The organism is Amycolatopsis sp. H20-H5 (genome assembly GCF_035828755.1).
GTDB lineage: Bacteria > Actinomycetota > Actinomycetes > Mycobacteriales > Pseudonocardiaceae > Amycolatopsis.
Map to the genome: position 1 here is coordinate 23043 of NZ_JAYMZS010000015.1, position 26197 is coordinate 49239.

Sequence of the window (26197 nt, forward strand, 5' to 3'; positions counted from 1 at the left end):
AATCTCGGCAAGAATTACCTGCGGGACCTCGCGCGCGGGAATATCCCGGTTCCCCCAACCGCGTTGCTCTAGCCCGGTCAGGTTGGCGACAATCCGTATCTCACAGCCGGTGGGCGGCCACCCACGTTCAACACCGAGATCTACCAGGACCATCCGCCGCTTGCGGATGCTCGGTGCCCCGAACATTACTTGGTCCGGGGTGGGTCGTGTGCGGTGTTGCGGATGGGTCTTCGCTCCGGATCCAGCCACCCAGGCGGTATCCATTCGATGATTCCGTTACGCAACCGCATATCCCACCCACCATGATGAAGCAGGTGGTGATGTCTCTCGCAGGCGAGTCCGAGATTGACGATGTCCGTCGGGCCTCCGACACCGCCGGGGTTGCTCCAGTGCACAATGTGGTGTGGCGTTGCCCATTTCGGGCCTCGTGAACACCCCGGACCGGTACACCCACGATCCCGGATGATCAACGCCCGCCGCTGCGCCGGAGTCGCCGTCCGTACCGCGCGGCCCAGGTCGAGGACCTCACTCGCACCGTTCAGTACCGCTGGTACGGCCTTCGCGTCGCAGCACATCCGCCGCACCTGACTCACACTCAACGCACCATAACCATCCAGCATGACTATGCCTGCGCGGCGTTCCAGCTCCTCCAGCCCGATCGTCACCGTGACGACCGCCCGTTCACCGGCCTTGACGGGCAGGTCCGGAGAGCGGGCGGCGAGGTCGAAGATCGCCGCCAACGCATCACCGTGACGCTGCGCCGCCGTCCGCGAATCCCGGTTACCGAACACATCAACCGGATCAGGCTTCGCCAACGGAATCAACATGTCCTCCGCGAAATGCCCGGCCTCAGGATCAAACTCACCCGAGTACTTCATCCGACCATCACGCGTGAACGAGTACCGGAACTCCCGGTGGGGACGGGACAGGTCCCGCTCACGATCCTCCGGCTTCTTGTCCAGCACATCCCAGTACCCCAGCACCCGCCGCCCTACTTTACGAACGGTGGCGGGGATCGCCTGCTGCGACAACTCGACCAGGGTGGCCTCGTGCGCCGCGACCTCCTCCACTGACACTGAGTCCGGAGCCTGCGAGAGGACGTGTTCGATCTCGTGGGCGTGTTCCCGGTTGATCTCGCCGGACTCCAACGCCTTCCGCATCAACGGAAGCACCGCAGTAGCCTGAGCAACACGAGCGGAGGCTTCCCTCTTCGACACCCGCAACGACAACGCCAACATCGTCGCCGTATCACGGAAACCCTTCTCCACACACAAACCGCGCCTGTCGACGTCACCGACGAGATCCAGCATCCGCGCATACACACGACACAAATCCCGTTCGACAGCAAGCAGCCCAGCAGTCAACTCCCCATCGGAAAGCTGCCACACCGGCACCACCTCATCAACACCCACACCCCCACTCTACCCGAACATCTGTTCGAATCACCACCCGTTCAGGTACGACTGACCACCTTTCTTAACCACCAGAAACCGTTACAGGACAGCGAAGAGGACGGAGAAGCTCTTCACCGTGCCGGAGACAGTGCCGGTACCGCCCGGACGACCGACCAAGGCACCGGAGTCTCGACACTGGCCACCGCACAGGAATACCGACGAGCTTGGCACCACCGATCACGTGAACGCGGCGAACATGCCGGGCTCGTAGGAACCTCCCTTCTGGTGCAGGATCACGGCGAGCCGGTTGGCCGCGTTGATCACGGCGACCAGGGAGACCAGCGCGGCGATCTGGTCGTCGTCGTAGTGCTTGCGCGCCTGGGCCCAGGTCTCGTCGGACACGCCTTGGTGGGCGTCGGCGAGCCGGGTTCCCTCCTCGGCGAGGGCCAGGGCCGCTTGCTCGGCTTCGGTGAACACGTCCGCCTCACGCCAGGCGGCGACCAGGTTGAGCCGGACCGCGGTCTCACCGGCGGCCGTGGCTTCCTTGGTGTGCATGTCCACGCACCAGCCGCAGCCGTTGATCTGGCTGGCGCGCAGGCTCACCAGTTCCTGGGTGGCTTTCGGCAGCGGCGATCGGTCGATCACCTGGGCCGCGTTGGCGAACCGCTTGGCGAATTTGGTGCCGATCTCGGTGGCGAACAGGTCGATACGGGGTTCCATGGCTTCGTCCTCACTCGTGGTGTCGTGTGCTGTCGCACCGGACGAACACGAGATGCCGGTGGCCCGTTCCGTGTGACAACCCGGCTGCGTGACGCGGGCCACGACGTGTCGGTGTCACAAAACGGCGGGATCCGGTGTCCGATGGGTGACACCGTCGAAAGCGAACAGGAGCCACCATGGCCGGCACGCCGGATCCCGCCACCGAGGCGTTCCTCGCCCACCGCAACCTGCTGTTCACCGTCGCCTACGAGATGCTCGGCTCGGCCGCCGACGCCGAGGACGTCCTGCAGGAGACCTGGCTGCGGTGGGTGGGCGTCGACCTCGGCATCGTGGAGAATCAGCGCGCCTACCTGGTCCGGATCACCACCCGCCAAGCGCTCACCCGGCTGCGCACGCTCAGCCGCCGCAAGGAGTCCTACGTCGGCCCCTGGCTGCCCGAGCCGCTGCTCACCGCGCCCGATGTGGCCGAGGACGTCGAGCTGGCCGACAGCGTCTCGATGGCGATGATGCTGGTACTGGAGACGCTCGCGCCGACCGAGCGGGCGGTGTTCGTGCTGCGCGAGGTGTTCGCCCTGGACTACGACGAGATCGCGGAAGCCGTCGGCAAGAGCCCGGCCGCGGTTCGCCAGATCGCGCACCGGGCGCGGGCGCACGTCGCCGCTCGACGGCCGCGCGGGGTCGTCTCCCAGACCGAGTCCCGACAAGCGCTCGAGGCGTTCCAGCGGGCGGCCGAAACGGGTGACCTGCAACGCCTGCTCGACCTCCTCGCGCCGGACGTCGTCTTCCTTGGTGACGGTGGCGGGGTCAAACAGGCCGTGCTGCGGCCCGTCGTTGGCGCCGACCGCGTGGCCCGCGTGCTGGCCGCCGGGCTGGGCAGGATCGCCGCCATGGGGTCGCTGCGACCGGCCGAGGTCAATGGCCACCCCGCACTCGTTCTCCGGCTCGACGGCGAGATCGACACCGTCGTCGCGGTGCGCATCGACGACGGCCTCATCAGCGGGCTCTACGCCGTGCGCAATCCCGAGAAGCTGTCGCACATGGAACAGGAGACCGCCCTGCGCCGCTGAATCCCGGCCCGGTCAAGAAGGCAGGTATCGGCACCGGCGACAGCTACATCAATCGCCCGACCGTTAAGAAGAGAGGGGGCACCCGTATCGCTGCAGCGTTCATGGGTCTCACCTCCCGATGCCCGATCACAGCCCTTTTCCCGCCGCTGACTCGACGTGGCGGCGTGATGCGCGACAGGCACTGTCAGCGGATCGTGCGCGACCGGTCAGCGGAGCGGCGGAGGGTGGGAACCACACCAGCCACGACACCCCGAGGAGTCCGAAATGCCGATCGCACCGCAGCTCACCCCGGTCCGCGCCGAACTGACCGTCGACGGCCGCCGTCTGTCCTATTTGGACTTCGGTGGCCCCGGCCGTCCCTTGCTCGCCCTGCACGGTCATCTGGACGAGGGACGCACCTGGAGCGCACTGGCCGCCGCGCTTTCGCCACGGTGGCGGGTCATCGCCCCGGATCAGCGGGGGCACGGGGATTCCGACCGCGCCCCGGGCTACACCCGTGACGACTACGTCGCCGACGCGCTCGCGCTGCTCGACCACCTCGGCGTCGAGCGGGTGGTGGCGCTCGGCCACTCCGGCGGCGGGATGACCGCGTACCGTCTCGCGGCACGGCACCCCGAGCGCGTCGTCGCCGTCGTCGACGAAGACGGGCCGGTGGCCAATCACGGCGACGGTCCCGGTCCCCTGTCCTTCGTCCTCGACCTGCCGTATGAGGCTCCGACCCGCGACGCGCTGCTGGCCGGCCTCGGGCAGCTGGCGCCGATGGTCGCCGAGACCGTCCGGGAGAACCGCGACGGCACCTGGCGGCTGCCGTTCCACCCGCGGGACACCGTCGTCTCCGAGGAGCACACGCGCGGCGAGCACTGGGCCGACTGGCTCGGCAGCGACTGCCCCGCCCTGCTCGTCCTGGCGCTGCGGAGCCAGGCGCTCCCGCTCGAACAAGGCCGGGAAATGGTGGCCCGGCGAACCAACACCCGGCTGGCCGAGCTGGACACCGACCACTTCGTCCACACGGCCGACCCCGCCGGGTTCGCCGGGGCGGTGCGCGAGTTCCTCGACACGCTCGACCCGGCGTGAACGGCACCCCGGCGCCCGGTCAGGAAGTGCAGGGGACGATCTTGTAGTCCTCCAGCGACAGCGGGTTGCCGAGCTTCTGGCAGGTCGTGCTGTAGACGACGGCCTGCGGGGCCGGGGTCGGGAAGGTCAGCACCGGCACCGGCCTGCCGACGGGCCACAGGTCGTTGGGTGGCTGCTGTTCCGTCCAGTAGAACTCACCGGCGGCGCCTTGGATCGGCGCGTCCCGGAAGCTGGCCAGCCGGTTGCGGACGTCCACCGAGCTCGGGAGCTCGCCGCCCTTGTCGCCGAAGGCCGCGTGGATCGCGACGGCGGCCGCGGCGACGGCGTCGTGGTGCATGATCGCGTAACCGTCTGAAAGATCGGCTTCCGGGAAGCCCGCGCGGCCGGTGGTGAACACCTCGCGGAACTTGTCGTAGTGGGCCGGTTTGTTGCTGGCCGCTCGCCAGCTTTCCGGGTCGGTGGACGACGCGGCCAGGATCGTCACCCTGGCCGCCTTGAGGTCCTGGGTGGTCAGCGGCTCGCCGAGCTTGCCCTCCTTGGCGCTGTCCACCACCACCAGGCCGGTCACCCCGGTGGCGACCACCAGGTTCTTCGACGCGCTCTGTCCGCGCCGATTTTTGAGGCTGCGCACCAGACTGGGCAGGTCCGCGTCCCGGCCCGCGTAGAAGACGACGCCGGAGTTCTCGATCCCGATCGCGTCGACGGCGCCCTGGAACAGGCCGGGCGAGCCGGTGGTCGGCGGGGTGCTGCCGCTGAACGAAGACAGGTGGTCGTTGAGCTTGTCCTCGGCGAACTCGTCCACCAGCGCGTTGCCGAGACTCTGGACGTAGCTGTCGTTGTTGCGGTCCCGCACCAGGTACGCGGGCCCGAGACCCTGGCGGTCCTTGAGCGCGTTCTTCAGCGCCGCCGCGTAGTCGTGGTTGGACGGCGACACCTTGAACAGGCCAGGCGGCTCGGTTCCCGCGCCGCGGGTGGTCATGTCGTCGGCGGTGAGGACCGCGCCGATGCTGGGGAGCTGCCAACGGGAGTTCAGTTCCACGGCCGCGTCCCGGGTCTGCGCGACGCTGACCCCCATCCCGGTGACCGCGACCAGCGGGTGCTCGCCGTCGCGCAGGCCGCCGAGCCGGGCGACCACGTCCGGCCAGGACTTCTGGTCGTCACCGACGTTGGCCAGCACGAGCTGGATCTGCGGAACGGGATCGCCGTACTCGGTGGGCCCGCTGTTGGTGTACACCTGCGCGGTGTACGCGCCTTCCAGCGAGTGCAGGATCGGGCCGGCGGCCAGTTTGCTGTCCGGCTTGGCCGTCATCGGCATCAGCACGGCCACCCGGACGTACGGTTTACCGGGCTGGGCCGCGACTTTCCGGTTCTCCTCGACGATCTTGGCGACGACCGACACCGTCGCCGCGTCCGCGGAACCGAAGGCGTAGTCCAGTTCCGTCGTCCAGCCGACGCACTGCCCGTCGTCCTGCTGACGGGAAAGGTAGTAGCCCGGCCCGGATCGGCCGGCCAGCCCGGCACAGTGCGTCGCCTGCTCCGCGGCGGCGGCGCGATCCTCCGCGGCACTGTCTTGCGAAGCCCGCACAGCCCACCAGACGCCGCCACCGGCCAGCAGTACGGCCACCACGCCGATGACGAGCAGCCGCCTGCGCTTCCGCTTGCGGGTGCTGGTGTTCCGCGGCAGTTCGTAGTCAGTCACTGTTCTCCTCGGGCGAGCGGGCTATTCAGGAGGCCGGCCGACGGCGCGGTGCCACAGCCGGGCGAGGTTCTGGTAGCGGGCGACCAGGTCGAGCAGTTCGTCACAGGTGTCGTCGAGATGGGTGGCCAGATCGTTGAAACCACCCGCGATCCGGGCGTAGAGCACGCTGCGGTCGCTGCCCAGCAACGGATCCGCCGCCCGCCACAGCCGGGTGAGCAGCGGCGGCAGGAACGGCGGCCAGTCGCCGGCCGGCGGGTCCGGCCTGGCGAACCGGGCGGGCGCGGCGGCCACGGTCTCGATCCAGGTCAGCCAGACCGGGAGCGGCTCGGTGCCGAGCTTGGCCGCGAGCGCGTCGAGCACGGGCCGGACGTCGCCCATCGCCAGCCGGTGATGCAGCTCGGCCGTCTCGCCTGCCGGACCCGCGGCCGCGTGCGACACGGCGTGGCTGCGAGTCCAGTCCCACGGGTGGTCTTCGGGGCGGCGGGCCAGCCTGCGCAGCAGCAAGGTGCGCGGCAGCGTGACGGGCACGTCGCCGGCCGGGTCCCACAGCCCGGCCGGGAGCACCAGTGCCGCGGTGTCACGATCCACCGCGCGGCCGAGCAACCGCAGGCCCTCGTGGCGATCCCGCCCGGCGGAACACGTCACCAGCAGCTCGACGTCGTCCTCGGCGAGCCCGGCGAGCAGCCGCGCCGCCAGCGTCTGCTCGACCGTCGTGTCCCGGTACGGCAGGGCGAGCAGCGCCGCCGGCTCGAGGTTCTCCGGCCGGAGGTCCGTGATCACCTTGAGCAGGAACGCCAGCCCGCCCGGATGGCCGCCGGTCAGGTGGTGCAGCATCCCGGCGAGGTTGTTGTTCTGCCGATAGGAGGCCAGCGCGGCCGGTGACATTTTCCGTACGTCGTCGAGCGACAGTGACGGCAGCAGCCGTCTCCCCCACACCGGCTGCTGCCCGTTCCCGGCGGCGAGGTCGCGAGTGCCGGTCAGCTCCACCACCGTGGCGCGCTCGACCAGGGTCATCCCGGCGATCAGCTTGCCGCGGCTCCCGCCGACCACCAGCAGCGGGCTCGGCCGGTCGACGTCCGCGCCGTCGACCGGCTCGCGGAGCGCGTTGAGCTGGCGCAGGAACGACTGGCCGAGCCCGCGGTCGACGTTGTCCAGCAGCACCAAGCAGTTCAGCGGCCATTCGGCCGAGTGCCTGCCGGTGCGGAAGTTGTCCCGCAGGTCGGCCAGGAACGCGTCGCAGAGGAGCTCGTCGACCTGGCTGCGCGCGTCGGCCCTGGCGGGGTGGCGCCGAGCCCAGTTCAGGTCGATGAGCTGGCCGATCGGGTCCAGCACCAGCCCGCGGTCCTGATGGCCGTACCAGCTTTTGGCCCGGCCGAGGGCGTTGCCGCTGAGCAACGGCCCGGCCAGGCCGTCCACCGCCGCGCCGACGGCCAGGTCCACCACCCCGGCCGGTGACCCGATCGGGCTCGGGACCAGCTTGAGCGCTTCCTGCGCGACCCCGCCGAGTACCCGTTTGAGGGTGGCGAGGCCACGTCGTTCGTTCAGCATCGCCGCGACCTGTGTGCGCGCCGATCCGGGGTCGACGTCGCTGAGGTCGAGGCGCATCGCCTCCAGGCCGATAACGAGCCTGTCGAACCTCAGCGAGCCGTAGAGCTGGCACCGGCGCGCCAGCTGTGAGGCGATGGCGGCCAGCAGTTCGGGAGCCGACTGCTCACCGAGTTCCTCCTCGACCGCCGCGACGTCCAGGTAGGAATACGGCACCTTGCCCATCCACCCGCGCGCCAGCTCACCGAGCAGAGCGGTCTTGCCGGTCGCGGTTCCGCCCTCCAGCAGCAGGATCGGCGGCTGCGGGCGACTTCCCTCCGGCTGCCGCATCAGCAACTGCCGGACGAGCTTCGGCTCCACCGCACGGCCAAAGAGCGGACTCGACACGGCATCCCCTTCCCCCCGAAGCAGCTACACCCCATCCTGACAGTCGCCGGGTGCGTCCGGATGGTTACAGGGTGCGGCAATCGGGGGAATGCCGTCACCAGGCCCGCGCCTCTCGATCGGCCGCGGCCAGTTCAAGCTCCGCGGCGTCGTCGTCGCCAGGGCGGGCACGCGACGACAGGGCCTCCGCGAGGCGGCGGCGGGAGAACACCACGGCAGGCCAGTGCGCGATGGCCAGGTTCTGCTGGACGGCCGCGCGCAGGTGGCTCACGGCGCCGTCCAGGTCGCCGAGCGCGATCGCCGCGGTGCCCAAGGGATAGTGGGTGGACCCGAAACAGGCGACGGCCAGGCTCGCCATCACGGGCAGGTGGGCGAACGGGCCGAGCAGGGCGTAGACCCGAGTCGCCGCTTCCCGGTCGCCGAGCAGGTACGCGGTCTCGGCGACGCCGAGCATCGAGAGCAGCCAGGTGCTCGACCGGGGCAACGCCGCCAAGTCGTTGCCGCACAGCCTGGCCAATGCCCCGGCGGCCTTCTGCCGATCTCCGGCCGACGCGGCCGCGGCGGCGAGCGCGGCGTAGTAGGAGTTGTCGATGGGGCTGAGCGTCGGCGAGTGCATCAGGTTGTCGAGGACGGGCACGAGTTCCCCGAACCGGCCCTGAAACCACCGGATCGCCACCAGCTGGGCGCCGTACCAGCCCAGCGCGTCGAGGTCGCCCGCCGCGTTCCCGAGCTCGGCGCAGGACTGCGCGTTCGTCTCGGCCTGGTCCAGGCGGCCGCCCCGGATGTCCAGCATGACCTCGATCGCCGCGGCGACGAACCCCGCCGCGAGATGCTTCCGCGCGGACAGGAGCTCCTTGAGCTCGCTGAGGCACCGTTCGGCGTGCGGGTCCGCCGCGAGGAAGAGATCGACGGTGTGCCACAGCAAACCCATGATCTGGTCGAGCCGCCGACCGGTGCGCCCGCCCACGCCGATCAGCTCCAGGGCGAGCGCGTCACGCAGCTCGACATGGCCGGGGCCGAGCAGGCAGTGGTGGGCCAGGCTGAGCGCCTCCGCCTGTGCGACCGGCTCGCCGGAGCGGCGGGTTTCGCCGACCAGCGCGAGAATCCGGCCGTGCTCACCGGCTTCGTAGTCGCTCTCCCCGACCAGCCTGGCACGCAGCCGCAACGCGAGCGGAGACGTCGCGGGAACGGCCGCCAGCGCGTGCCGCAGCTGACTCGTCATCAGCGCCGCGCCGGTGGAAGTGCGGTGTTCGTGCACCCACAAACCGCCGAGACCGACCGCCGCGAGCGCCCGCGAACGGGCGTCGCCGTCGACGTCCGCGAGCCGGTAGGCGGTGGTGAAATGTTCCCGGCTGGCCAGCAGATCGCCGTCCTCGGACAGTGCCTCCTGTCCGGCGCGGAGGACTTCCGCGAGCGAAAAGCCCTGGCCGGCGGTTGACCGATCGCCGACGGCCGCCAGGCGCGGGACGAGCAGACTCGCGTCGTGGGCGAGGATCCGGCGCTGGATGTCGGTCAGGAGCGGCGACGGTTCCATTCCGGAGCCGTCGATCAGCCCCTGCCTCGCCGAGCGGAAGGCGTCGAGCGCGTCGCCCTGGCGGCCCGCGCGGTAAAGAGCGGTCATCAGCTGCGCCCACAGCCGCTCGTGCCCGGGGAACGAGCCGGTCAGCGCCTCCAGCTCGGCGATCAGCTCCATGTCCTTGCCGGACGCGAGGTCTGCGTCGATCCGGTCCTGCACGACGTTGTGGCGCAGACGTTCCAGCCGCATCCCCTCGGCCCGCAACGCGTCGACTCCGCCGAACTCGGCGTACGCGACGCCGCGCCACAGGCCCAGCGCGGCGCCGAGCTGATCCGAGGCGGCACTCGTCCGTCCCTCCGCGAGAGCCTGACGGCCCGCGACGGCCAGGCGCTCGAACCGGGCCGCGTCCAGCGCGTCGGGATCCAGCCGCAGCACGTAGCCCGGTGGCCTGGTCATGATCAGCTCCGGCCTCGCGGGAATGTGGTGTGGTGGCGTCGTTGTGTCGTGCGCCGTCTCGTGCGCCGTCTCGTGCGCCGTTTCGCGCAACGTCTTGCGCAACGTCTTGCGCAGCCGGGACATGTAGGTCCGCACGGTCCGGTCGGCGTTCTCGGGCGCCTCATCACCCCACAGGTCCCGCACGAACGCGCTGACGCTCACCACCCTGGCCTCGTCGGCGGTGAGCATGGCCAGCATGGTCCGCAGGCGCGGACCGCCGACATCCAGCGTTTCGCCGTCGATCGTGACCTCGAACGGCCCCAGCACCCCGAAACCGACCTCGCCCGTCGTGTCCCCCACCGCCGCCCTCCACCCGCGGCTGAGTCCGCGCCCTGGTGCACAGGAGCCGTCTGCGCGACGCTGGATACATCCTCGACGGACACGGTTCCCATCCAGCTGTCCTTCCCCGCTGTCCTTCCCAGCTGTCCTTCCCCGCTGTCCTTCCCAGCTGTCGACGGATTGTCGACGGATTGTCGACGGCGGCTGCCAAGGTCTGCCCGGTCGGCAGGGTGCCGACCTTCGTGAAGGGGACACCATGAAACTGAAAGTTCGGTCACTCAAACCGGCGCTGGCGATCGCGGCGACCGGAGCCGCACTGCTGGCGGCCGCTCCGGCGGCACAGGCGGCGCCGAGCGTCGCCCACACGCTCGAGGTGAAGAGCGCGACCTGGGGGCAGCTGCACTCGGGGGACTGCCAGCAGGACAACGGCACTATCGTCCTGCGCTCGGACGGCACCGGCGACTGGAGCGCGGACACGCTCACCCGTCACACCCATTCCGGCGACGTCTGGCACACCAACCTCGACTTCTACACCACGGCCGGGTTCCACCTGTTCTCCGCCGGGGAGTTCAACAGCCCGCGGATGAACGACGGCAACCCGCCGCCGCGCTACCACTGGACAGCGCACTTCGCCTTCGACCCGGCGGAGTTCTCCGGGGTCAACATCTTCAAGAGCCTGCAACGCTACAGCTGCTGACCCGGCAGCCCCGGCCGCCAGACAGTCCTTAATGGACCGCCTGGCGGCCGGGGTTTGCCAGCGTCAGCAATCCGCCTCAGCCGATCTCGAAAACGTCGGACACCGCGGTGAACGGCTCGACGCGCCCACCGGGGCCTTGGACATCGCCGTGGTAACGGATGCGGTGCTGGCCGGTCGCGCCGAGCGGGATGTCCCAGGTGATCGTCACGACCGGCCCGGCCGCCTTGTCGTTCGACCAGTGGAACTTCGTCGACCAGTCACCGTCGTCGGCGATCGTGCGCCAGGTTCCATCCACTTCGGACTCCACGGTCAGGTACGTGCCACCACGGCGGAGGTCGTTGTTCGGGTAGGCGCCGACGAATCCGGCACCGGCCCGCTCTCCGGGGCGGTAGCTCGGCGCGGGCTGCGTCAGCACCCTGCCGGGTGACGAACCGTCGACGGCCCGCTCCTTCACCGGCCGGACCTTTCCGGCGAAGTCCGGCTCCGGCGTTCCCCGCTCGACCGGCGTTCCGTCTCGCAGGGCGCGGGCCAGGCTCGCCGCGGTCTGCCGCAGCGCGTCGAGCTGCCAGCGCCCGAACAGGGTGCTACCGCCTTCGTAGCGCTGGGCCTGGTACTCCTCCGGCGTGGTCACGTAGTGGAAGTAGCCGTTGCTGTACCCGGCGACGAGCACGTTCTCGAGCTCGGCGCCCACGAGTTCGGCGACCGTGCGGCGCAGCCGCAACCCGGCCACGATCGTGACCTCGCCGGGAATCCCGAGCAGGTACAACGGCCCGACGCGCAGCAGCTGCACCGGGAACCGGGTGGCGATGAACGGGCGCAGCCGGTTCATCAAACCGCCGGGCAGCACCATTCCCTTGGGGGACTGGGCATCCCGCAGCCGCGGCGCGAGCCGGTACAGCACCGCGGACAGCGTGTCCCAGACGGGATTGCGCTGCTGCCGGAAGCCGGGGAAGCCCTTGCCCTCGTCGGTGCCCGCCAGTGCCGCGGCGCCGCCGATCGGCCCGCGGGTCCGGTGCGCGCGACCGTCCGCGCCGAACTCCGCCGAGACCTCCACCGCGGACAGGTCCACGTAGGTCAGGCGGTGGTCCACCCCGCCTCGCACCGGGACACCCGGCTCGTTCATCAGCTTGGCCGCGGCGTCGTACTGACGCAGCCCGACGATCCGGGCGTTCTCGAACTCGTCGGCGGTCGGGCCGCTGCCGGGCCGCCCGCCGACGTTGGGCGACATGTCCCCGGCGTTGGTCTGCGCGAACGCGGCGACGAAGTCCGGTTCCGGGCGCGCCAGGTAGTCGCCCCCCTCGACGTCCCGTTCCCAGTGCAGTGCGGCGTAGCCCTTGTTGTCCGAGCTGATCAGCAGGTTCCGGTTGGTCAGGCTGGTGCCGTGGGTGGCGAACCAGTTGATCATCCCGGCCGGGCGGCCGTCGCGTTCGATCCGCAGCACGGTCGTCTGCGGGTCGATCCCCTCGGGGAAGAACTCCCGGTCCTGCGGCGGGTTCCGGTCGAACGCCACCCGCGAGCGGTTGACGCTGGCGTCGTGCAGTTCACCGTGCGCCAGGGTCAGCCGGGCGGGGGCGAGGTCGGCGTGTGCCCGCCCGGCGGCTTCGACGATGCCGTCCACGATCGCGGCGAACGTCTTGGGGTGGAACCCGTTGGACAGGTTGTAGAGACCGTGGTGCCCGTAGCCGCCGGGCCCGCAGTGCGTGTGGGTCACGGTGATCATGACGTTGACCTCGGTGTAGCGCTCGCCGTGGTCGACGGCCAGTCGGGCCAGCACCTCGCGGTGCACGCTGGGGAACATCAGCGGCAGATCGCAGACGATCAGCAGCACCCGCCGCTCGCCGTCGTCGATCACGAACGCCCGCGAGCGCAGCCGCGTGTGGAGCCCGGCGCTGCGCTGCCAGGACTTGCCGTAGCCCAGCAGCTCGCAGTCGGCGGCCTCGCCGGTGATGTCGGCGATACCGCGCCCCACCAGGAAGTCCTTGTCCGTCAACGGTCATCCCCTCGTCGAGAACCCTCGCGGCAGCTTGGCTTGCTCGAACGACCAAGTCAAGCTGCCGCGATCGTCCGGGCAAACCCGCCGGAAACACCGACAGGGGGCTGTCGCCACGGCCCTCCAGAGTGGACCGGACCGGGACACACCCGGCGCGTGACACGAGAGGGACGACATGTCTGGATTCAACGGCATCGGCTGGTTCGAGATCGGCACCAAGGACCCGGCGGCCACGGAGCGGTTCTACGGTGACGTGTTCGGCTGGACGGTCTCGAACGACGACACCGAGGGCACGGACGCGGTCTACCGGATTTTCACCACGGGTGACGCGAACGGACTCCGCGGCGGACTCTTCGCGACAAAGGGGGAAATGCCCGATTACGCGATCTTCACCGTGCTGGTCGAGGACGTCGAGGTCGCCTGCCGACGAACCGAGGAGGCGGGCGGGAAGGTCCAGCGCGCGCCCAAGGTCAACCCGGCCGGGATCACTTTCGCGCACCTGCTCGACCCGGCCGGTAACCACTTCGCGGTGTTCACGCCGCCGTCCTGAGCCGCCGGTCAGCCCAAGGTGAGCTGGCTGACGACCCCGTACGGGATGTCGAGGTCCTCTCCGCGCAGCTCGCGCGGCGGAGGCACCTCGGCGGTGGCCGAGACCGAGCTGATCCGGTCGGTGCGGAAGGCACGCAGGGCGCCGCGCAGCCTGCACCAGGCCACCAGGTACCAATGGGTCGCCTTGCCGACATAACCGAGGGGCTCGATCTCGCGCATCGTGACGGCGCCCTCGCGGTCGCCATAACCGATGCGTAGCACGCGGCGGCTGGACAGCGCGTCGGCCACCATGCGCGGGACCGAGGGCGTGGTGGCCGAGTCACCGAGCAGGTGGACCCGCCCGGCCAGGTCACGGGCCGCGGCGGCGTCGTCACCCTGCATCGCCGCGACCAGTTTGTGCAGGGCCGAGCCCGCCGCCAGCTGGAACGGCGTGCCCGCCAGCCGCCGCAGCGCCACCGCCATCGCGACGGCCTCGCCCGGGGTCAGGTTGACCGGCGGCAGCGTGCGCGCCTTGTCGAGGCAGTAGCCGCCCGTGCGGCCCGCCTCGGCGTAGATCGGCACCCCCGACTGCTGCAACGCGTTGATGTCCCGCTCGACCGTGCGCGCGCTGACCTCGAAACGACCGGCCAGCCAGCGCGCGCTACGCGGACGAGGCGCCACAGCCCTCAGCTCCTCGACCAGGGCATAGAGACGATCAGTGCGGTTCACGCGCACCAAACTAGAGCCCGGGTACGACAAAAACGGGAGAGCTTCAGCAGGGCAGGGTGCCGCTGCGCAGCGCGTGGCCGCCGTCGTTGTCGTCGTCGGACCAGAGGACCTGCTTGTGTCCTGCCGTACAGGCTGCCTGGGGCGCGATGGCGAAGCCTTCGTTGTTGTAGTCGGGCATCCCGGACGGCCGGTCGTAGACGGCGGTGGCGGCGAACCGGCCCTGCGAGTTGATGTCCAGCGTGGTGGTGCGGCCCTGGCAGGTGTTGTCGCAGGCGGCCCACAGGTGGCCGGTCGCGGGCTCGAACTCGAGGTCCATCACCGCGGGGAAGCCGCTGGCGATGGTGGCGACGCGGGTGTAACCGCCACCCGTTTGGTCGAGCGCGTACGCGTAGACCGTCCCGTTGGCTTCGAGACCGGCGAAGTACAGCCCGGTGCCGTGGCCCGCGTAGGTGGCCGGGTCGTAGGCGGCGCCGGTGTGCTCGTCGCGGAAGCCATGCGCGGTGAGGAAACTGTCCGGGACCCAGGAGACGCCCTCGAGCCCGCTGTTGGCCTCCACCGAGGGCAGGTCAGCGGTGAGGTTCCACTCGGCGGTCGCGTTGAGCGAGCTCGCCGAGGAGGACGCGTCGAAGCGGAGGATCTCCGGCCGGCTGGTGCCGCTCTTGTCGTTGTCACGCTCGGTGGACGCGAACACCCCGTCGGGGGTGACGACGACGCCTTCCGCGTCCGGGTCGCCACTGCCGTTGCCGTAGTGCAGCACCTTGCCGGACGACCAGCCGCCCGCCGTGTCCGGGCGCCACGTCGAACCGCTGGGGACGAGGCGGTAGAGCGTGCCGGGGCCGTTCTTCACCGCCCACACCACGGTGGGGCTCGCGAAGGACAGGCCGCTCAGGTTGGTGCCGAACACGTTCGAGCCGTCGGCGACGGCGATCGCGGCGTCACCGGGCCAGGCGGAACGCGGGTTCGTCCCGCCGGGGCAGGCGTTCGCCGCGCCCTTGGTCGACGCGGTGGTCGTGGTGAACGCGCCGGTGCCGTCGGCGCAGCGGCCGTACGTCGTCGTCGCGTGCGCTGTCCAGCTGTAGGAGTCGACCAGCGTCTTCCCGCCGGGCTGGTACAGCCGCGCCGAATCGGCGCTGCCGAGGCCGAACGCCGACTCGACGTCCAGCGCCAGGTACCCGCCCGCGGCCAGTGACGTGTTCGCCTTGATCGTGAAGACGTGGGAGCTGTCGTTGTCCTTGACGACCCAGCCGGAGACGTCCACGTCCGCGGAACCGGTGTTGGTCAGCTCGACCCAGTCACCCGGCGTACCGCCGTTGGACTCGACCTCGTTGATCCGCACCCCCGGCAAGTCCTGCGCCACCGCGGGCGCCCCGGACAGCCCGACGGCGGCGACGGACAACGCCGCCAGGGTGAGCCGTACTTTTCCACGCCGGTACGTACGCAAGGCGGTTGCTCCTTCGTCGCGGGACACAGCAGGTGAGGGTAGCGAAATCGCGAGCCTCGCGAAGCTTCTCGCACCTCTCCTGCAGGAAGTTGAACACGCGGCCAACAACGCCACAACGCCTGCGCTCGAACGGCTCGACGGCGGCCCCGGCCCACAGGAAACGGGGCGCCGCGCACCATTCGTCCGGTTCGCCCTGTGTTGCTTCACCCATGATCGATGATGCCGCCCGACGGGATCCGCGCCACTCCTGGACTGTCCTTTGTGGTCTTCCACGACCCGCCCCCGCCACGGCTGACCAGGCATGCCAGTGGGTTGGGCGCCGACGCCTACCCTTACCATTCCGCAGGTGACCACCTACCACGATCTTGACGCGTTCGAGCACCTGGACACCTCGGCCCTGCCGCTCCGGCAGCAGCGAATCCTGGTCACGATCCGGGACTGGGTGGTCAGGCACGGGTATTCGCCGAGCACCCGCGAGATCGGCGACGCGGTCGGCCTGCGCTCCACGTCTTCGGTGTCGAAACACCTGACAAGCCTGGAGGAGCAGGGCTTCCTCCGACGCAGCTCCGCGATGTCCCGGCCGATCGACGTGCGCGCGTTCCTGCAGGAGACCCGCCCGCGGGAGACCTCCGAAGACTCGGTGAGCGTGCCCGTGGTCGGCGACATCGCCGCCGGAAGTCCCATCTCGGCCGAGGAGCACCTCGACGACGTGCTGACCCTGCCCCGCGAGCTGACCGGCCGCGGCACGGTCTTCGGCCTGCGTGTGCGGGGTGAGTCGATGATCGACGCCGCGATCTGCGACGGCGACATCGTCGTGGTGAAGCAGCAGCCCGAGGCCCATTCCGGCCAGATCGTCGCGGCGATGATCGACGGCGAGGCCACCGTCAAGGTGTACCGCCGCCGCAACGGCCACGTCTACCTCGAGCCGCGCAACCCCGCGTACGAAGTCATCGACGGCGACGAAGCCGTGGTGCTGGGCACCGTCGTCTCGGTACTGCGCAGCGTCTGAAGCCCTCTTCGCGGCGGCGTGTAGCGACGGGGGCCCCGGCGACAGGGGCGCGACCAGCTGGCTGCTCGCCGAGGCCGACAGCGCGAACGACCGGGGCGCGGCCAGGGTCGACGCGATCAAGGCCAGCCTCGGCATCGGCGCGGGCACCACCTTCGACGCCGCGGAGAAACGGGTCACCGAGCTCTACCCGAAGGCGTCCGATCAACTCGGCTCGGACAAGGCAGCGGTACGGCTGGCCGGGCTCTACTCGCTCGAGCGCCTCGCGCAGGACAACGCGAAGCACCGTCAGACCATCGTCAACGTGCTGTGTGCCTACCTCCGCATGCCGTTCGTGTTTCGCTCGATCTCACCGGAGCCCAGCTCCGGGACTTCGCCCCGCACGGCTGCCAGTTCGGCGACGCCACCTTCGTCGGCGCCACGTTCACCGGCGCCTCGATCTTCATCGGCGTCGAGTTCACCACCTCGTCCAGGTTCGACGACACGGTCTTCACCGGCCAAGCCGCATTCGACGAAGCGACCTTCACCGAGACCGGCATGTTCGAGGGCGCGAGATTCCACGAAGCCGCCGGGTTCACGCGGGTGAACTTCCCCGACTCGGCGGTCTTCACCAGCGCGACGTTCAACGCCACAACCGCGTTCACGGGCCATGTCACGTTCGAGGAAGCAACCTTTTCCGGCGGCGGGACCAGCTTCGACGGCACCACACTGGACAGAAACGCCTTCACGCTGGACGGGCATCAGGAGCTCGGCGCGGGCGAGCCCTGAGCCAGGCCGGTGCCGCTGGTGGACTTACTGGTGCGCGATACTGGGATTGAACCAGTGACCCCTTCCGTGTCAGGGAAGTGCTCTCCCGCTGAGCTAATCGCGCGGGACGGCGACGGGGCTCGAACCCGCGACCTCAACCCCGGCGAGAGCGCTGCACGCGCCGTGGTGACGAAACTATAGCGGACCGGTGAACGGGAGCGCGCACGGAGGGTAGCGGCGGTTTCCGGCCGCGACCACGCGCCACCACGGTGGGCCGATGACGTCGGTCAAGCAGGTCCAAGTCACCTTCGACTGCGCAGAACCTGAGCGCGTCGCTCGTTTCTGGTGCGACTGAGCAGCAGAGTTCTGGGGTTCGCCTGCAGTGGACGAAGAGCACCTCGCCACACTGCGCTGGAGCACGTCGTCGGCGGCTAGGAAGTGCGGAAGGTCGACGAGTTCACCGACAACGGTTCATCCCGCGATCACGCGGCCCACCTAACCGGTCCGGGGTGGGTCGTGTGCGGTGTTGCGGATGGGTCTTCGTTCCGGATCCAGCCACGCGGGCGGGAGCCATTCGATGATTCCGTTACGCAGCCGCATATCCCACCCACCATGATGCAACAGGTGGTGATGCCTCTCGCAGGCGAGCCCGAGATTGACGATATCCGTCGGACCCCCAACACCGCCGGGGTTGCTCCAGTGCACAATGTGGTGTGGCGTGGACCATTTCGGACCTCGTGAACACCCCGGACCGGTACACCCACGATCCCGGATGATCAACGCCCGGCGCTGCGCCGGAGTCGCCGTCCGGACCGCGCGGCCCAGGTCGAGAACCTCACTGGCACCGTTCAGTACCGCTGGTACGGCTTTCGCGTCGCAGCACATCCGCCGCACCTGACTCACACTCAACGCACCATAACCATCCAGCATGACTATGCCTGCGCGGCGTTCCAGCTCCTCCAGTCCGATCGTCACCGTCACGACGGCCCGTTCACCGGCCTTGACCGGCAGGTCTGGAGAGCGTCCGGCGAGGTCGAAGATCGCCGCCAACGCATCACCCTGGCGCTGCGCCGCCGTCCGCGGATCCCGGTTACCGAACACATCAACCGGATCAGGCTTCGCCAACGGAATCAGCATGTTCTCCGCGAAATGCCCGGCCTCAGGATCAAACTCACCCGAGTACTTCATCCGCCCATCCCGCGTGAACGAGTAGCGAAACTCCCGGTTCGGACGGGACAGGTCCCGCTCACGATCCTCCGGCTTCTTATCCAGCACATCCCAGTACCCCAACACCCGCCGACCTACTTTACGAACCGTGGTGGGGATCGCCTGTTGCGACAACTCCACCAACGTCGCCTCGTGCGCTGCGACCTCCTCCATCGACACCGAGTCCGGAGCCTGCGACAGGACGTGTTCGATCTCGTGAGCGTGCTCCCGGTTGATCTCCCCCGACTCCAACGCCTTCCGCATCAACGGAAGCACCACAGTAGCCTGAGCAACACGAGCGGAAGCTTCCCTCTTCGATACCCGCAACGACAACGCCAACATCGTCGCCGTATCACGGAAACCCTTCTCCACAGACAAACCACGCCTGTCGACGTCACCGACGAGATCCAGCATCCGCGCATACACACGACACAAATCCCGCTCGACAGCAAGAAGCCCAGCAGTCAACTCCCCATCGGAAAGCTGCCACACCGGCACCACCTCATCAACACCCACACCCCCACTCTACCCGAACATCTGTTCGAATCACCACCCTTCCGGTTAGAAACCGCGAACTTTCTCGCGTCGCCAAAGGCATCGTATATTCGTTGGCACAAAAGAGATCCGCGCGTGCACACCGCCACACCGAAGGCCTCGCCAGGCACCACGACCGACGCCGCTACAGAAGTGAGGCCGCCGCACAGCGTCGACGGACCCCTTCACCTGACTCATACGAAATCGAGGTGACAGAGCCAGGAAGGTGCGATCGCCGACATGACCGCAGGCGGAATCTCCCGTCTCCTCACGGTAAGGAAAACCCACAGGAAGGAAGCGACCAGTTCGCGGGCCTAGGCAAACCTGTCGGAGTGGACTGCCCCCCGTGCCACGACCGCCCAGTCAATCAGCCGCGTTGACTCAAGTTCTGGAGTCCCCGACTGTCCACTGTGGTCACGAAGTCGAGATATCCAGCACAGCCGCGGTCGCGGTCAACCCGGCGACGTGGAAGTGGACCGTCTTGCCGTCCTTTCCCACCGCACCACCGCCCCCCGCGCCCATCCGCAACCGGGCCGAATCGTCGGTGATGGTCACGCCGTCCCCGGTGACCACGACCGAGAACTTCAGCCCGCTCACCGTGACGTCCACCTTGCCGGTCACCTGGATCTGACACTGACCGGACTGGCAGGCCGCGACGTCGGTGCCGTTGCGCGCGACCGGCATCGGCGCGGGCGGCTCGCAGTGGGGGCTGAGGCCGTACGCGGCCATGAGCACCGGGCTGCGCGCGGCGATGGGCGCCAGCTGCGCTCCCCTGGGCTTGAGCTCGGCGAACACCCCGGCCACCTGAGCGACCGCCGGCTTCAGCTCGTCGACCGGCGTGTCGTAGGACTGACCCAGTCCCGGGGCGGGCGGAATCTTCCCGGCGGCGGCACGCAGGGCCGTCAGCAGGCTCGCCCGGTAGTCGTCCGCCTCCTTGACCCCGGTCGGCGGGAGCGGCGCGAGCTGCTGCGTGAGCTGGTCGACTTGGGACGCGGCCGATCTGAGGTACTGACCCAGCTCGATCCCGGCGAACTGCGCGAAGCGCGGGTCCCCGCTCGCCACGTCGTCGAGCGGGTTGGTCTGCAGGCCGGACAGGGTTCGAGCGCTCTGGCACAGCGTGTCCGACCACGAAACGAGCGCGCGGGCGGGTGTGGCCGGGGCGAGCACGCCGAAGAGCGGCACCGGCTCGCACGCGGGCGCCAGGTTGTAGGACACCCCCAACTCGGGGACGGCCCTGGCCAGCCCGGCCAGCTTCGGCCGTTGCGGCTCCACGGCGGCGATCACGGCGGCGATCTCCTGGGCCTTGGCTGCTTTCTGGAAGTCCGGGTTCGTCATGGTCGCGGGATCGTCCGTCGACGGCAGTTTCGCCGCCAGTGTCCCGAGAACCTTCGTCAGCTCCGCGCCGAAACCGTCCGCCGCCTTGATACCCGCCGGTTTGACCTCCTTGAGATCCTTCACCATGCCCGCGACCGACTGGCTGATTCGCATCACATACGACCGGGCGTACGAATCGGCGGCGGGCGTACCCGCGTTTTGGTTGACCAGATCGATTTCCTTGCGCAGGCCGTCCATCTCCTTGACGGTCGTGCACAGGGTGTCGGCCCAGGTGACCGGCGCCCGGACCGCGGGCGGCAACGGCGGCGGCGGCGGCACGGACGCCGGTGTCCCCGCGACGGTCGACGTGCACCCGGCCGAGGCCAGGCCGAGCAGCGAGACGGCCAGCCAGCGGGCCCACGATTCGGGACGCATCGGCGATCCTTTCGTGAACAGTCGGCCTTGCCCGATCGGGCCCGGTAACTGAACGTACTCGCCGGAACGCCGATTGCCGACCGGTGACCGGTACCTGCCACCGCCGCGGCAACCCACCGCCGAATTGCCCCTGAAGGCCACCATCACGGCGTTTTACGCCGTGATGGTGGCCTTCAGGGGCAGTCAGCAGGTGCGTGAAGGTCTACGCCTGGTGCCGGAGCAACCGCACCGCGGCCACGACCAGCGGATCCATCGTTTCGACCCCGGTCTCCGCCCGGTGGAGCAGATCGGCCCGCATACGCGGGTCCCAGAAGTCGCGGATGTGCCTGTCGATTTTCGCCGCGGCGGCGTCCACGTCCTGCCCGCGGAACTGCAGGGCGATCTCGTTGGCCAGCCGGACCTGCGGGGACACGGTGTGCGTCACGGGTCAGTCCGCCAGCGCCGGCACGGCGGACCGGAGGCCGACCTGCACCGCGGTCACCTTGTACTCCGGGCAGTTCGTCGCCCAGTCGGAGTTCTCCGTGGTCACCACGTTCGCGCCGGTCACCGGGTGGTGGAACGTCGTGTAGACGACCCCGACCGGCATCCGGTCGGACAACGTCGCCCGCAGCGTCGTCGCCCCGACCCGGCTCGACAGCGAAACCGTGTCGCCGTCGATGATCCCGCGAACCTCGGCGTCGTGCGGATGGATCTCCAGCAGGTCCTCGGGATGCCAGGCGATGTTCGCCGTCCGCCGGGTCTGCGCGCCGACGTTGTACTGGCTCAGGATCCGCCCGGTGGTGAGGATAAGCGGGTACTTGCGCGTGCTGCGTTCCTCGGTCGGCACGAACGTCGTCGGCACGAACCGGCCCTTGCCGCGCACGAACCCGTCGACGTGCATCGTCGGCGTGCCGTCGGGCGCGCGGTCGTTGCACGGCCACTGGATGCTGCCGAGCTTGTCCAGCTTGTCGAACGAAACCCCGGCGAACGTCGGCGTGAGCGCCGCGATCTCGTCCATGATCTCGCGCGGATGGGTGTACGACATCTCGAAGCCCATCGCTTCGGCGATCTCGCAGACGATCTCCCACTCGTGCTTGCCGGTCTTCGGCGCCATCACCGGCCGCACCCGGTTGATCCGGCGCTCGGCGTTGGTGAACGTCCCGTCCTTCTCCAGGAACGACGTCCCCGGCAGGAAAACGTGCGCGTACTTCGCGGTCTCGTTGACGAACAGGTCCTGCACCACCACCAGGTCCATCGCCTCCAGCGCCGACGTGACGTGCTTGGTGTTCGGGTCGGACTGGGCGATGTCCTCGCCGTGCACGAACAACGCGCGGAACGTGCCATCGACGGCGGCGTCGAACATGTTCGGGATGCGCAGCCCCGGTTCGGGCATCAGCTCGCGGCCCCACAGGTCCTCGAACTCCCCGCGCACGGCGTCGTCGGAGACGTGCCGGTAGCCGGGCAGTTCGTGCGGGAACGAGCCCATGTCGCACGAACCCTGGACGTTGTTCTGTCCCCGCAACGGGTTGATGCCGACGCCTTCGCGCCCGATGTTGCCGGTCGCCATGGCCAGGTTCGCCATGCCCATCACCATCGTCGAGCCCTGACTGTGCTCGGTGACCCCTAGTCCATAGTAGATCGCCGCGTTTCCGGCACCCGCGTACAGCCGCGCGGCAGCACGCAGTTCGGCCGCGGGCACCCCGCTGGTCACCTCGGTGGCCTCGGGACTGTTCTCCGGGCGCGCGATGAATGCCGCCCACTCGCCGAAGTCCTCGCACCGATCATCCACAAAGGACTGATCGACGAGCCCTTCGGTGACCACCACGTGCGCCATCGCGTTGACCACGGCGACGTTCGAGCCGGGGGCGAGCTGCAGGTGGTGCGCGGCCTCGATGTGCGGCGACCGGACCAGGTCGATCCGGCGCGGGTCGATGACCACCAGTTTCGCGCCCGCGCGCAGCCTGCGCTTCATGCGCGAGGCGAACACCGGGTGCCCGTCGGTCGGGTTGGCGCCGATCACGACGATCACGTCCGCCTTGGCCACGGACTTGAAGTCCTGCGTACCCGCCGACGTGCCGAACGTCTGCTTCAGCCCGTACCCGGTCGGCGAGTGGCAGACGCGCGCGCAGGTGTCGACGTTGTTGTTGCCGAACGCGGCACGCACCATTTTCTGGACGACGTAGACCTCTTCGTTGGTGGTGCGCGAAGAGGTGATGCCACCGATCGCACCGACGCCGTACCGCGCCTGGACCTCCCGCATCCCGTCCGCGACCTTGGCGATGGCGGTCGCCCAGTCCACCACCCGCCACTCGTCGGTGATCTTCTCGCGGACCATCGGGCTCAGCACGCGGTCCGGATGGCTGGCGTACCCGAACGCGAACCGGCCCTTGACACACGAGTGACCCTCGTTCGCACCGCCGTCCTTGTGCGGCACCATGCGGACCAGTTCGTCGCCGCGCAACTCGGCCTTGAACGAGCAGCCGACCCCGCAGTACGCACAGGTCGTGACCACACTGCGGGTCGGCATTCCCAACTCCACCACGGACTTCTCCTGCAGCGTAGCCGTCGGACAGGCCTGAACGCAGGCGCCGCAGGACACACACTCGGAGTCCATAAAGGACATACCGCCCGCGGACACCTGTGACTCGAAACCGCGGCCCTCGATGGTCAGCGCGAACGTGCCCTGCACCTCACCACAGGCGCGCACGCAGCGCGAGCAGGAGATGCACTTCGACGGCGTGAAGTCGAAGTACGGATTGCTGGTGTCGGCCTCGAGTTCGAGGTGGTTCTCGCCCTCGGCGCCGTAGCGGACCTGCCGCAGGCCGACGACCCCGGACATGTCCTGCAGCTCGCAGTCGCCGTTGGCGGAACACGTGAGGCAGTCGAGCGGATGGTCGGAGATGTAGAGCTCCATGACGCCCTGGCGGAGTTTCTCCAGCTTCGGCGTCTGGGTGCGCACCTTCATGCCCTCGGCGACCGGGGTGGTGCACGACGCCGGGGTCCCGCGGCGGCCGTCGATCTCGACCAGGCACAGGCGGCACGAGCCGAACGCCTCGAGGTTGTCCGTGGCGCACAGCTTGGGGATCTCTATCCCGCTCGTCGCCGCCGCGCGCATCACGGAGGTGCCTTCGGGGACGCTGACCGGCATCCCGTCCACCTCGACGGTGACGGTCGCGGCGCCGGGCCGCAGGGGGGTGCCGAAGTCGGGTTCCTTGAGCAGGCTCATCGGGTGGTCTCCTGACGCGCGGTGAAGTCGTCCGGGAAGTGGCGGAGCGCGCTGAGCACCGGATTCGGCGTCAAGCCGCCCATCGCGCACAGCGATCCGTCGGTCATGAGCTCGCAGAGATCGCTCAGCAGAGCCAAGTTCTCGTCGGTGTCCTGCCCGGCGACGATCTTGTCAATGGTCTCGACGCCGCGCACCGAGCCGACACGGCACGGCGTGCACTTGCCGCACGACTCCTCGGCGCAGAACTCCATCGCGAACCGCGCCATGCCCGCCATGTCCACGGTGTCGTCGAAGACCACGATGCCGCCGTGCCCGAGCATCGCCTTGGCCTCGGCGAAGGCCTCGTAGTCGAGCGGAAGGTCCATTCCGGACGCGGGAATGTACGCCCCGAGCGGGCCGCCGACCTGCACCGCGCGCAGCGGACGGCCGGAGCCGGTGCCGCCACCGAAGTCGTTGACGAGGGTGGCGAGCGACATGCCGAACGCCGTCTCGAACACCCCGCCGCGAGCGACATTGCCCGCCAGCTGGAAAACCTGCGTGCCCCGGGACCGTCCCATGCCGAACGCCGCGTAGGCCCCGGCGCCGTCGGCCAGCACCGCCGGGACCGACGCGAGGGTGAGCACGTTGTTGACCACGGTCGGTTTGCCGAACAGCCCGGTGATCGCCGGGATCGGTGGTTTCGCCCGCACCATCCCGCGTTTGCCCTCCAGGCTTTCGAGCATGGAGGTCTCTTCGCCGCAGATGTACGCCCCCGCGCCGACCCGCACGAAGAGGTCGAACCTGAGCCCGGAGCCGAGGATGTCCTCGCCGAGCCAGCCGTGCGCGTAGGCGATCTCGATGGCTTGGCGCAGCGTGGCGACCGCGTCCGGGTATTCGGAGCGCAGGTACACGTAGCCCTCGGTGGCCCCGGCCGCGCGGGCGGCGATGGTCATGCCCTCGATGAGGCAGAACGGGTCGCCCTCGATGAGCATCCGGTCCGCGAACGTGCCGCTGTCGCCCTCGTCGGCGTTGCAGCAGACGAACTTCTGGTCGGCAGGTGCCTCCGACACGGTCTTCCACTTGATCCCGGCGGGAAATCCCGCACCGCCGCGCCCGCGGAGCCCGGATTCGGTGACCTCGGCGACCACGGCGGCCGGTTCGAGTTCGAGTGCCCGGCGCAGCCCGGCCAGCCCGCCGTGCGCGAGGTAGTCGTCTGCCGAGATCGGGTCGGTGACGCCGACCCTCGCGAAGCAGAGGCGCTGCTGCGCCCGCATCCACGGCAGCTCGTCGACCAGGCCGACGCGGCTGTGGTGCTCGCCGCCGCCGACGATGGCGGGGACCATCGCGGGCGTGACGGGCCCGTAGCCGACGCGTCCTTGCGGGGTGGCGACCTCGACGAACGGTTCCAGCCACAGCATCCCGCGCGAACCGTTGCGCACGACCCGGATGTCGAGACCCGCCTCGGCGGCGTGCCGGGCGATCGCTTCGGCCACGGCGTCCGCCCCGACCGAGCGGGCGGCGGAGTCGCGCGGAACGTAGATGGTGGTGGTCATACGTGCCCCGTCTCGCTGGTCCGGCCGGTGATGAGCGTTTCGAGCCGTCCCTCATCGAGCCGTCCGTAGAGCAGGCCGTCGACCTGCGCCGCGGGCCCGAGCGCGCAGTTGCCCAGGCAGAACACCTGCTCAAGGGTCACCGCGCCGTCGGAGGTGGTCTGGCCGAGCTTGCCGCCGAGCAGCTGTTCGGCGAACGCGACGAGCTTGTCCGCCCCGACCGACTGACAGGCCTCGGCGCGGCACAGCTTCACCACCATCGCCCCGGCGGGCTCGGACCGGAAATCGGGGTAGAAGGTGATCACCCCGTGCACGTCGGCACGGGACAGGTTCAGCTCCTTGGCCAGCACCGGCACCAGGGCCGGGTCGAGGTAGCCGAACTCGGCCTGCAGCCCGTGCAGGATCGGCAGCAGCGCACCCCGGTCCCCCCGATGCGCGTCGATCACCGCCCGGGTCCGGTCCGCCATGGAGGTCTCACCTCGATCGACCACCCTGCCGCCTCCGTCCATAAGACATCCTGCATACGGTATACAGAATGCGACTCCGCGAGGCAATCGTCAAGGGGCGGATCGTCCGCTGTTCACACCACCGCTGTTCACACCACAGCTGCTCACACCACAGCCCGACCCGCCGAAACCGGACGGCCCAGCGCCCGCCCGGCCG

20 protein-coding genes, 1 tRNA gene and 1 pseudogene are annotated in these 26197 nt (G+C 69.3%); 7 read left to right on the plus strand and 15 right to left on the minus strand.

Annotation, left to right across the window (positions count from 1 at the left end):
* Positions 1-185: 185 nt before the first annotated feature.
* The gene (locus QMK34_RS11510) at positions 186-1412 is read right to left on the minus strand and encodes an HNH endonuclease signature motif containing protein (RefSeq protein WP_326413741.1); all 1227 of its coding nucleotides are present in this window, start codon (positions 1410-1412) and stop codon (positions 186-188) included.
* 219 nt (positions 1413-1631) lie between these two features.
* Positions 1632-2114, minus strand: coding sequence for a carboxymuconolactone decarboxylase family protein (locus QMK34_RS11515; protein WP_326413742.1), 483 nt, complete (start codon positions 2112-2114; stop codon positions 1632-1634).
* A gap of 176 nt (positions 2115-2290) precedes the next feature.
* Between QMK34_RS11515 and QMK34_RS11520 the strand changes: the two genes are divergently transcribed.
* Positions 2291-3181: an RNA polymerase sigma-70 factor gene (locus QMK34_RS11520; protein ID WP_326413743.1), complete on the plus strand. Its 891-nt coding sequence runs from the start codon at positions 2291-2293 to the stop codon at positions 3179-3181.
* Positions 3182-3445: 264 nt separating this feature from the next.
* Positions 3446-4255: an alpha/beta fold hydrolase gene (locus tag QMK34_RS11525; protein ID WP_326413744.1), complete on the plus strand. Its 810-nt coding sequence runs from the start codon at positions 3446-3448 to the stop codon at positions 4253-4255.
* A gap of 19 nt (positions 4256-4274) precedes the next feature.
* Here QMK34_RS11525 and QMK34_RS11530 read toward each other — a convergent pair whose 3' ends face one another.
* The 3 genes from QMK34_RS11530 to QMK34_RS11540 form a co-directional block, all read right to left on the minus strand.
* Entirely contained in the window at positions 4275-5954 is a 1680-nt protein-coding gene (locus QMK34_RS11530; protein WP_326413745.1) for a hypothetical protein, read from the minus strand.
* 21 nt (positions 5955-5975) lie between these two features.
* Positions 5976-7886 (minus strand): hypothetical protein, encoded by a 1911-nt coding sequence (locus QMK34_RS11535; protein ID WP_326413746.1) that lies wholly within the window; start codon positions 7884-7886, stop codon positions 5976-5978.
* Positions 7887-7980: 94 nt separating this feature from the next.
* Entirely contained in the window at positions 7981-10194 is a 2214-nt protein-coding gene (locus QMK34_RS11540) for an AfsR/SARP family transcriptional regulator (RefSeq protein WP_326413747.1), read from the minus strand.
* Positions 10195-10429: 235 nt separating this feature from the next.
* Between QMK34_RS11540 and QMK34_RS11545 the strand changes: the two genes are divergently transcribed.
* The gene (locus QMK34_RS11545; protein ID WP_326413748.1) at positions 10430-10870 is read left to right on the plus strand and encodes a DUF6294 family protein; all 441 of its coding nucleotides are present in this window, start codon (positions 10430-10432) and stop codon (positions 10868-10870) included.
* Between the two features lie 76 nt (positions 10871-10946).
* Here the strand turns inward: QMK34_RS11545 and QMK34_RS11550 are convergent, their stop codons facing one another.
* Positions 10947-12860 carry a neutral/alkaline non-lysosomal ceramidase N-terminal domain-containing protein gene (locus QMK34_RS11550; protein WP_326413749.1) on the minus strand — a complete coding sequence of 638 codons (1914 nt, stop codon included), beginning with the start codon at positions 12858-12860 and terminating at the stop codon, positions 10947-10949.
* A 175-nt stretch (positions 12861-13035) separates the two neighbouring features.
* Here QMK34_RS11550 and QMK34_RS11555 point away from each other — a divergent pair, with 175 nt between their 5' ends.
* Positions 13036-13410, plus strand: a complete 375-nt coding sequence (locus QMK34_RS11555) for a VOC family protein (RefSeq protein WP_326413750.1) — start codon at positions 13036-13038, stop codon at positions 13408-13410.
* A gap of 8 nt (positions 13411-13418) precedes the next feature.
* On the opposite strand, the gene QMK34_RS11560 is transcribed toward QMK34_RS11555, so the two are convergent.
* Complete coding sequence (locus tag QMK34_RS11560) at positions 13419-14117, minus strand: helix-turn-helix transcriptional regulator (protein ID WP_326413751.1); 699 nt, start codon at positions 14115-14117, stop codon at positions 13419-13421.
* Positions 14118-14160: 43 nt separating this feature from the next.
* Entirely contained in the window at positions 14161-15558 is a 1398-nt protein-coding gene (locus QMK34_RS11565) for a lamin tail domain-containing protein (protein ID WP_326413752.1), read from the minus strand.
* A 346-nt stretch (positions 15559-15904) separates the two neighbouring features.
* On the opposite strand from QMK34_RS11565, the gene lexA reads away from it, so the two are divergent.
* Positions 15905-16567 carry a transcriptional repressor LexA gene (gene lexA, locus QMK34_RS11570; RefSeq protein WP_326413753.1) on the plus strand — a complete coding sequence of 221 codons (663 nt, stop codon included), beginning with the start codon at positions 15905-15907 and terminating at the stop codon, positions 16565-16567.
* Positions 16568-16873: 306 nt separating this feature from the next.
* Entirely contained in the window at positions 16874-17332 is a 459-nt protein-coding gene (locus tag QMK34_RS11575; RefSeq protein ID WP_326413754.1) for a pentapeptide repeat-containing protein, read from the plus strand.
* 28 nt (positions 17333-17360) lie between these two features.
* Here QMK34_RS11575 and QMK34_RS11580 read toward each other — a convergent pair.
* A tRNA-Val gene (locus QMK34_RS11580) sits at positions 17361-17435 on the minus strand.
* Positions 17436-17588: 153 nt separating this feature from the next.
* Between QMK34_RS11580 and QMK34_RS11585 the strand changes: the two are divergent.
* A pseudogene (locus QMK34_RS11585) lies at positions 17589-17663 on the plus strand (VOC family protein); the annotation flags it as partial.
* 143 nt (positions 17664-17806) lie between these two features.
* Here QMK34_RS11585 and QMK34_RS11590 read toward each other — a convergent pair.
* From QMK34_RS11590 to QMK34_RS11615, 6 genes are all read right to left on the minus strand, one after another.
* Positions 17807-19033, minus strand: a complete 1227-nt coding sequence (locus QMK34_RS11590) for an HNH endonuclease signature motif containing protein (RefSeq protein ID WP_326413755.1) — start codon at positions 19031-19033, stop codon at positions 17807-17809.
* Positions 19034-19465: 432 nt separating this feature from the next.
* Entirely contained in the window at positions 19466-20800 is a 1335-nt protein-coding gene (locus tag QMK34_RS11595; RefSeq protein ID WP_326413756.1) for a hypothetical protein, read from the minus strand.
* Between the two features lie 202 nt (positions 20801-21002).
* Complete coding sequence (locus QMK34_RS11600; RefSeq protein WP_326413757.1) at positions 21003-21224, minus strand: formate dehydrogenase subunit delta; 222 nt, start codon at positions 21222-21224, stop codon at positions 21003-21005.
* A 3-nt stretch (positions 21225-21227) separates the two neighbouring features.
* Positions 21228-24005: a formate dehydrogenase subunit alpha gene (gene fdhF, locus QMK34_RS11605; protein ID WP_326413758.1), complete on the minus strand. Its 2778-nt coding sequence runs from the start codon at positions 24003-24005 to the stop codon at positions 21228-21230.
* Positions 24002-25537 (minus strand): formate dehydrogenase beta subunit, encoded by a 1536-nt coding sequence (locus QMK34_RS11610; protein ID WP_326413759.1) that lies wholly within the window; start codon positions 25535-25537, stop codon positions 24002-24004. The genes fdhF and QMK34_RS11610 overlap by 4 nt, the downstream gene beginning before the upstream one ends.
* Entirely contained in the window at positions 25534-26001 is a 468-nt protein-coding gene (locus tag QMK34_RS11615) for an NAD(P)H-dependent oxidoreductase subunit E (RefSeq protein WP_326413760.1), read from the minus strand. Before QMK34_RS11615 ends, QMK34_RS11610 begins: the two co-directional genes overlap by 4 nt.
* Positions 26002-26197 lie beyond the last annotated feature (196 nt).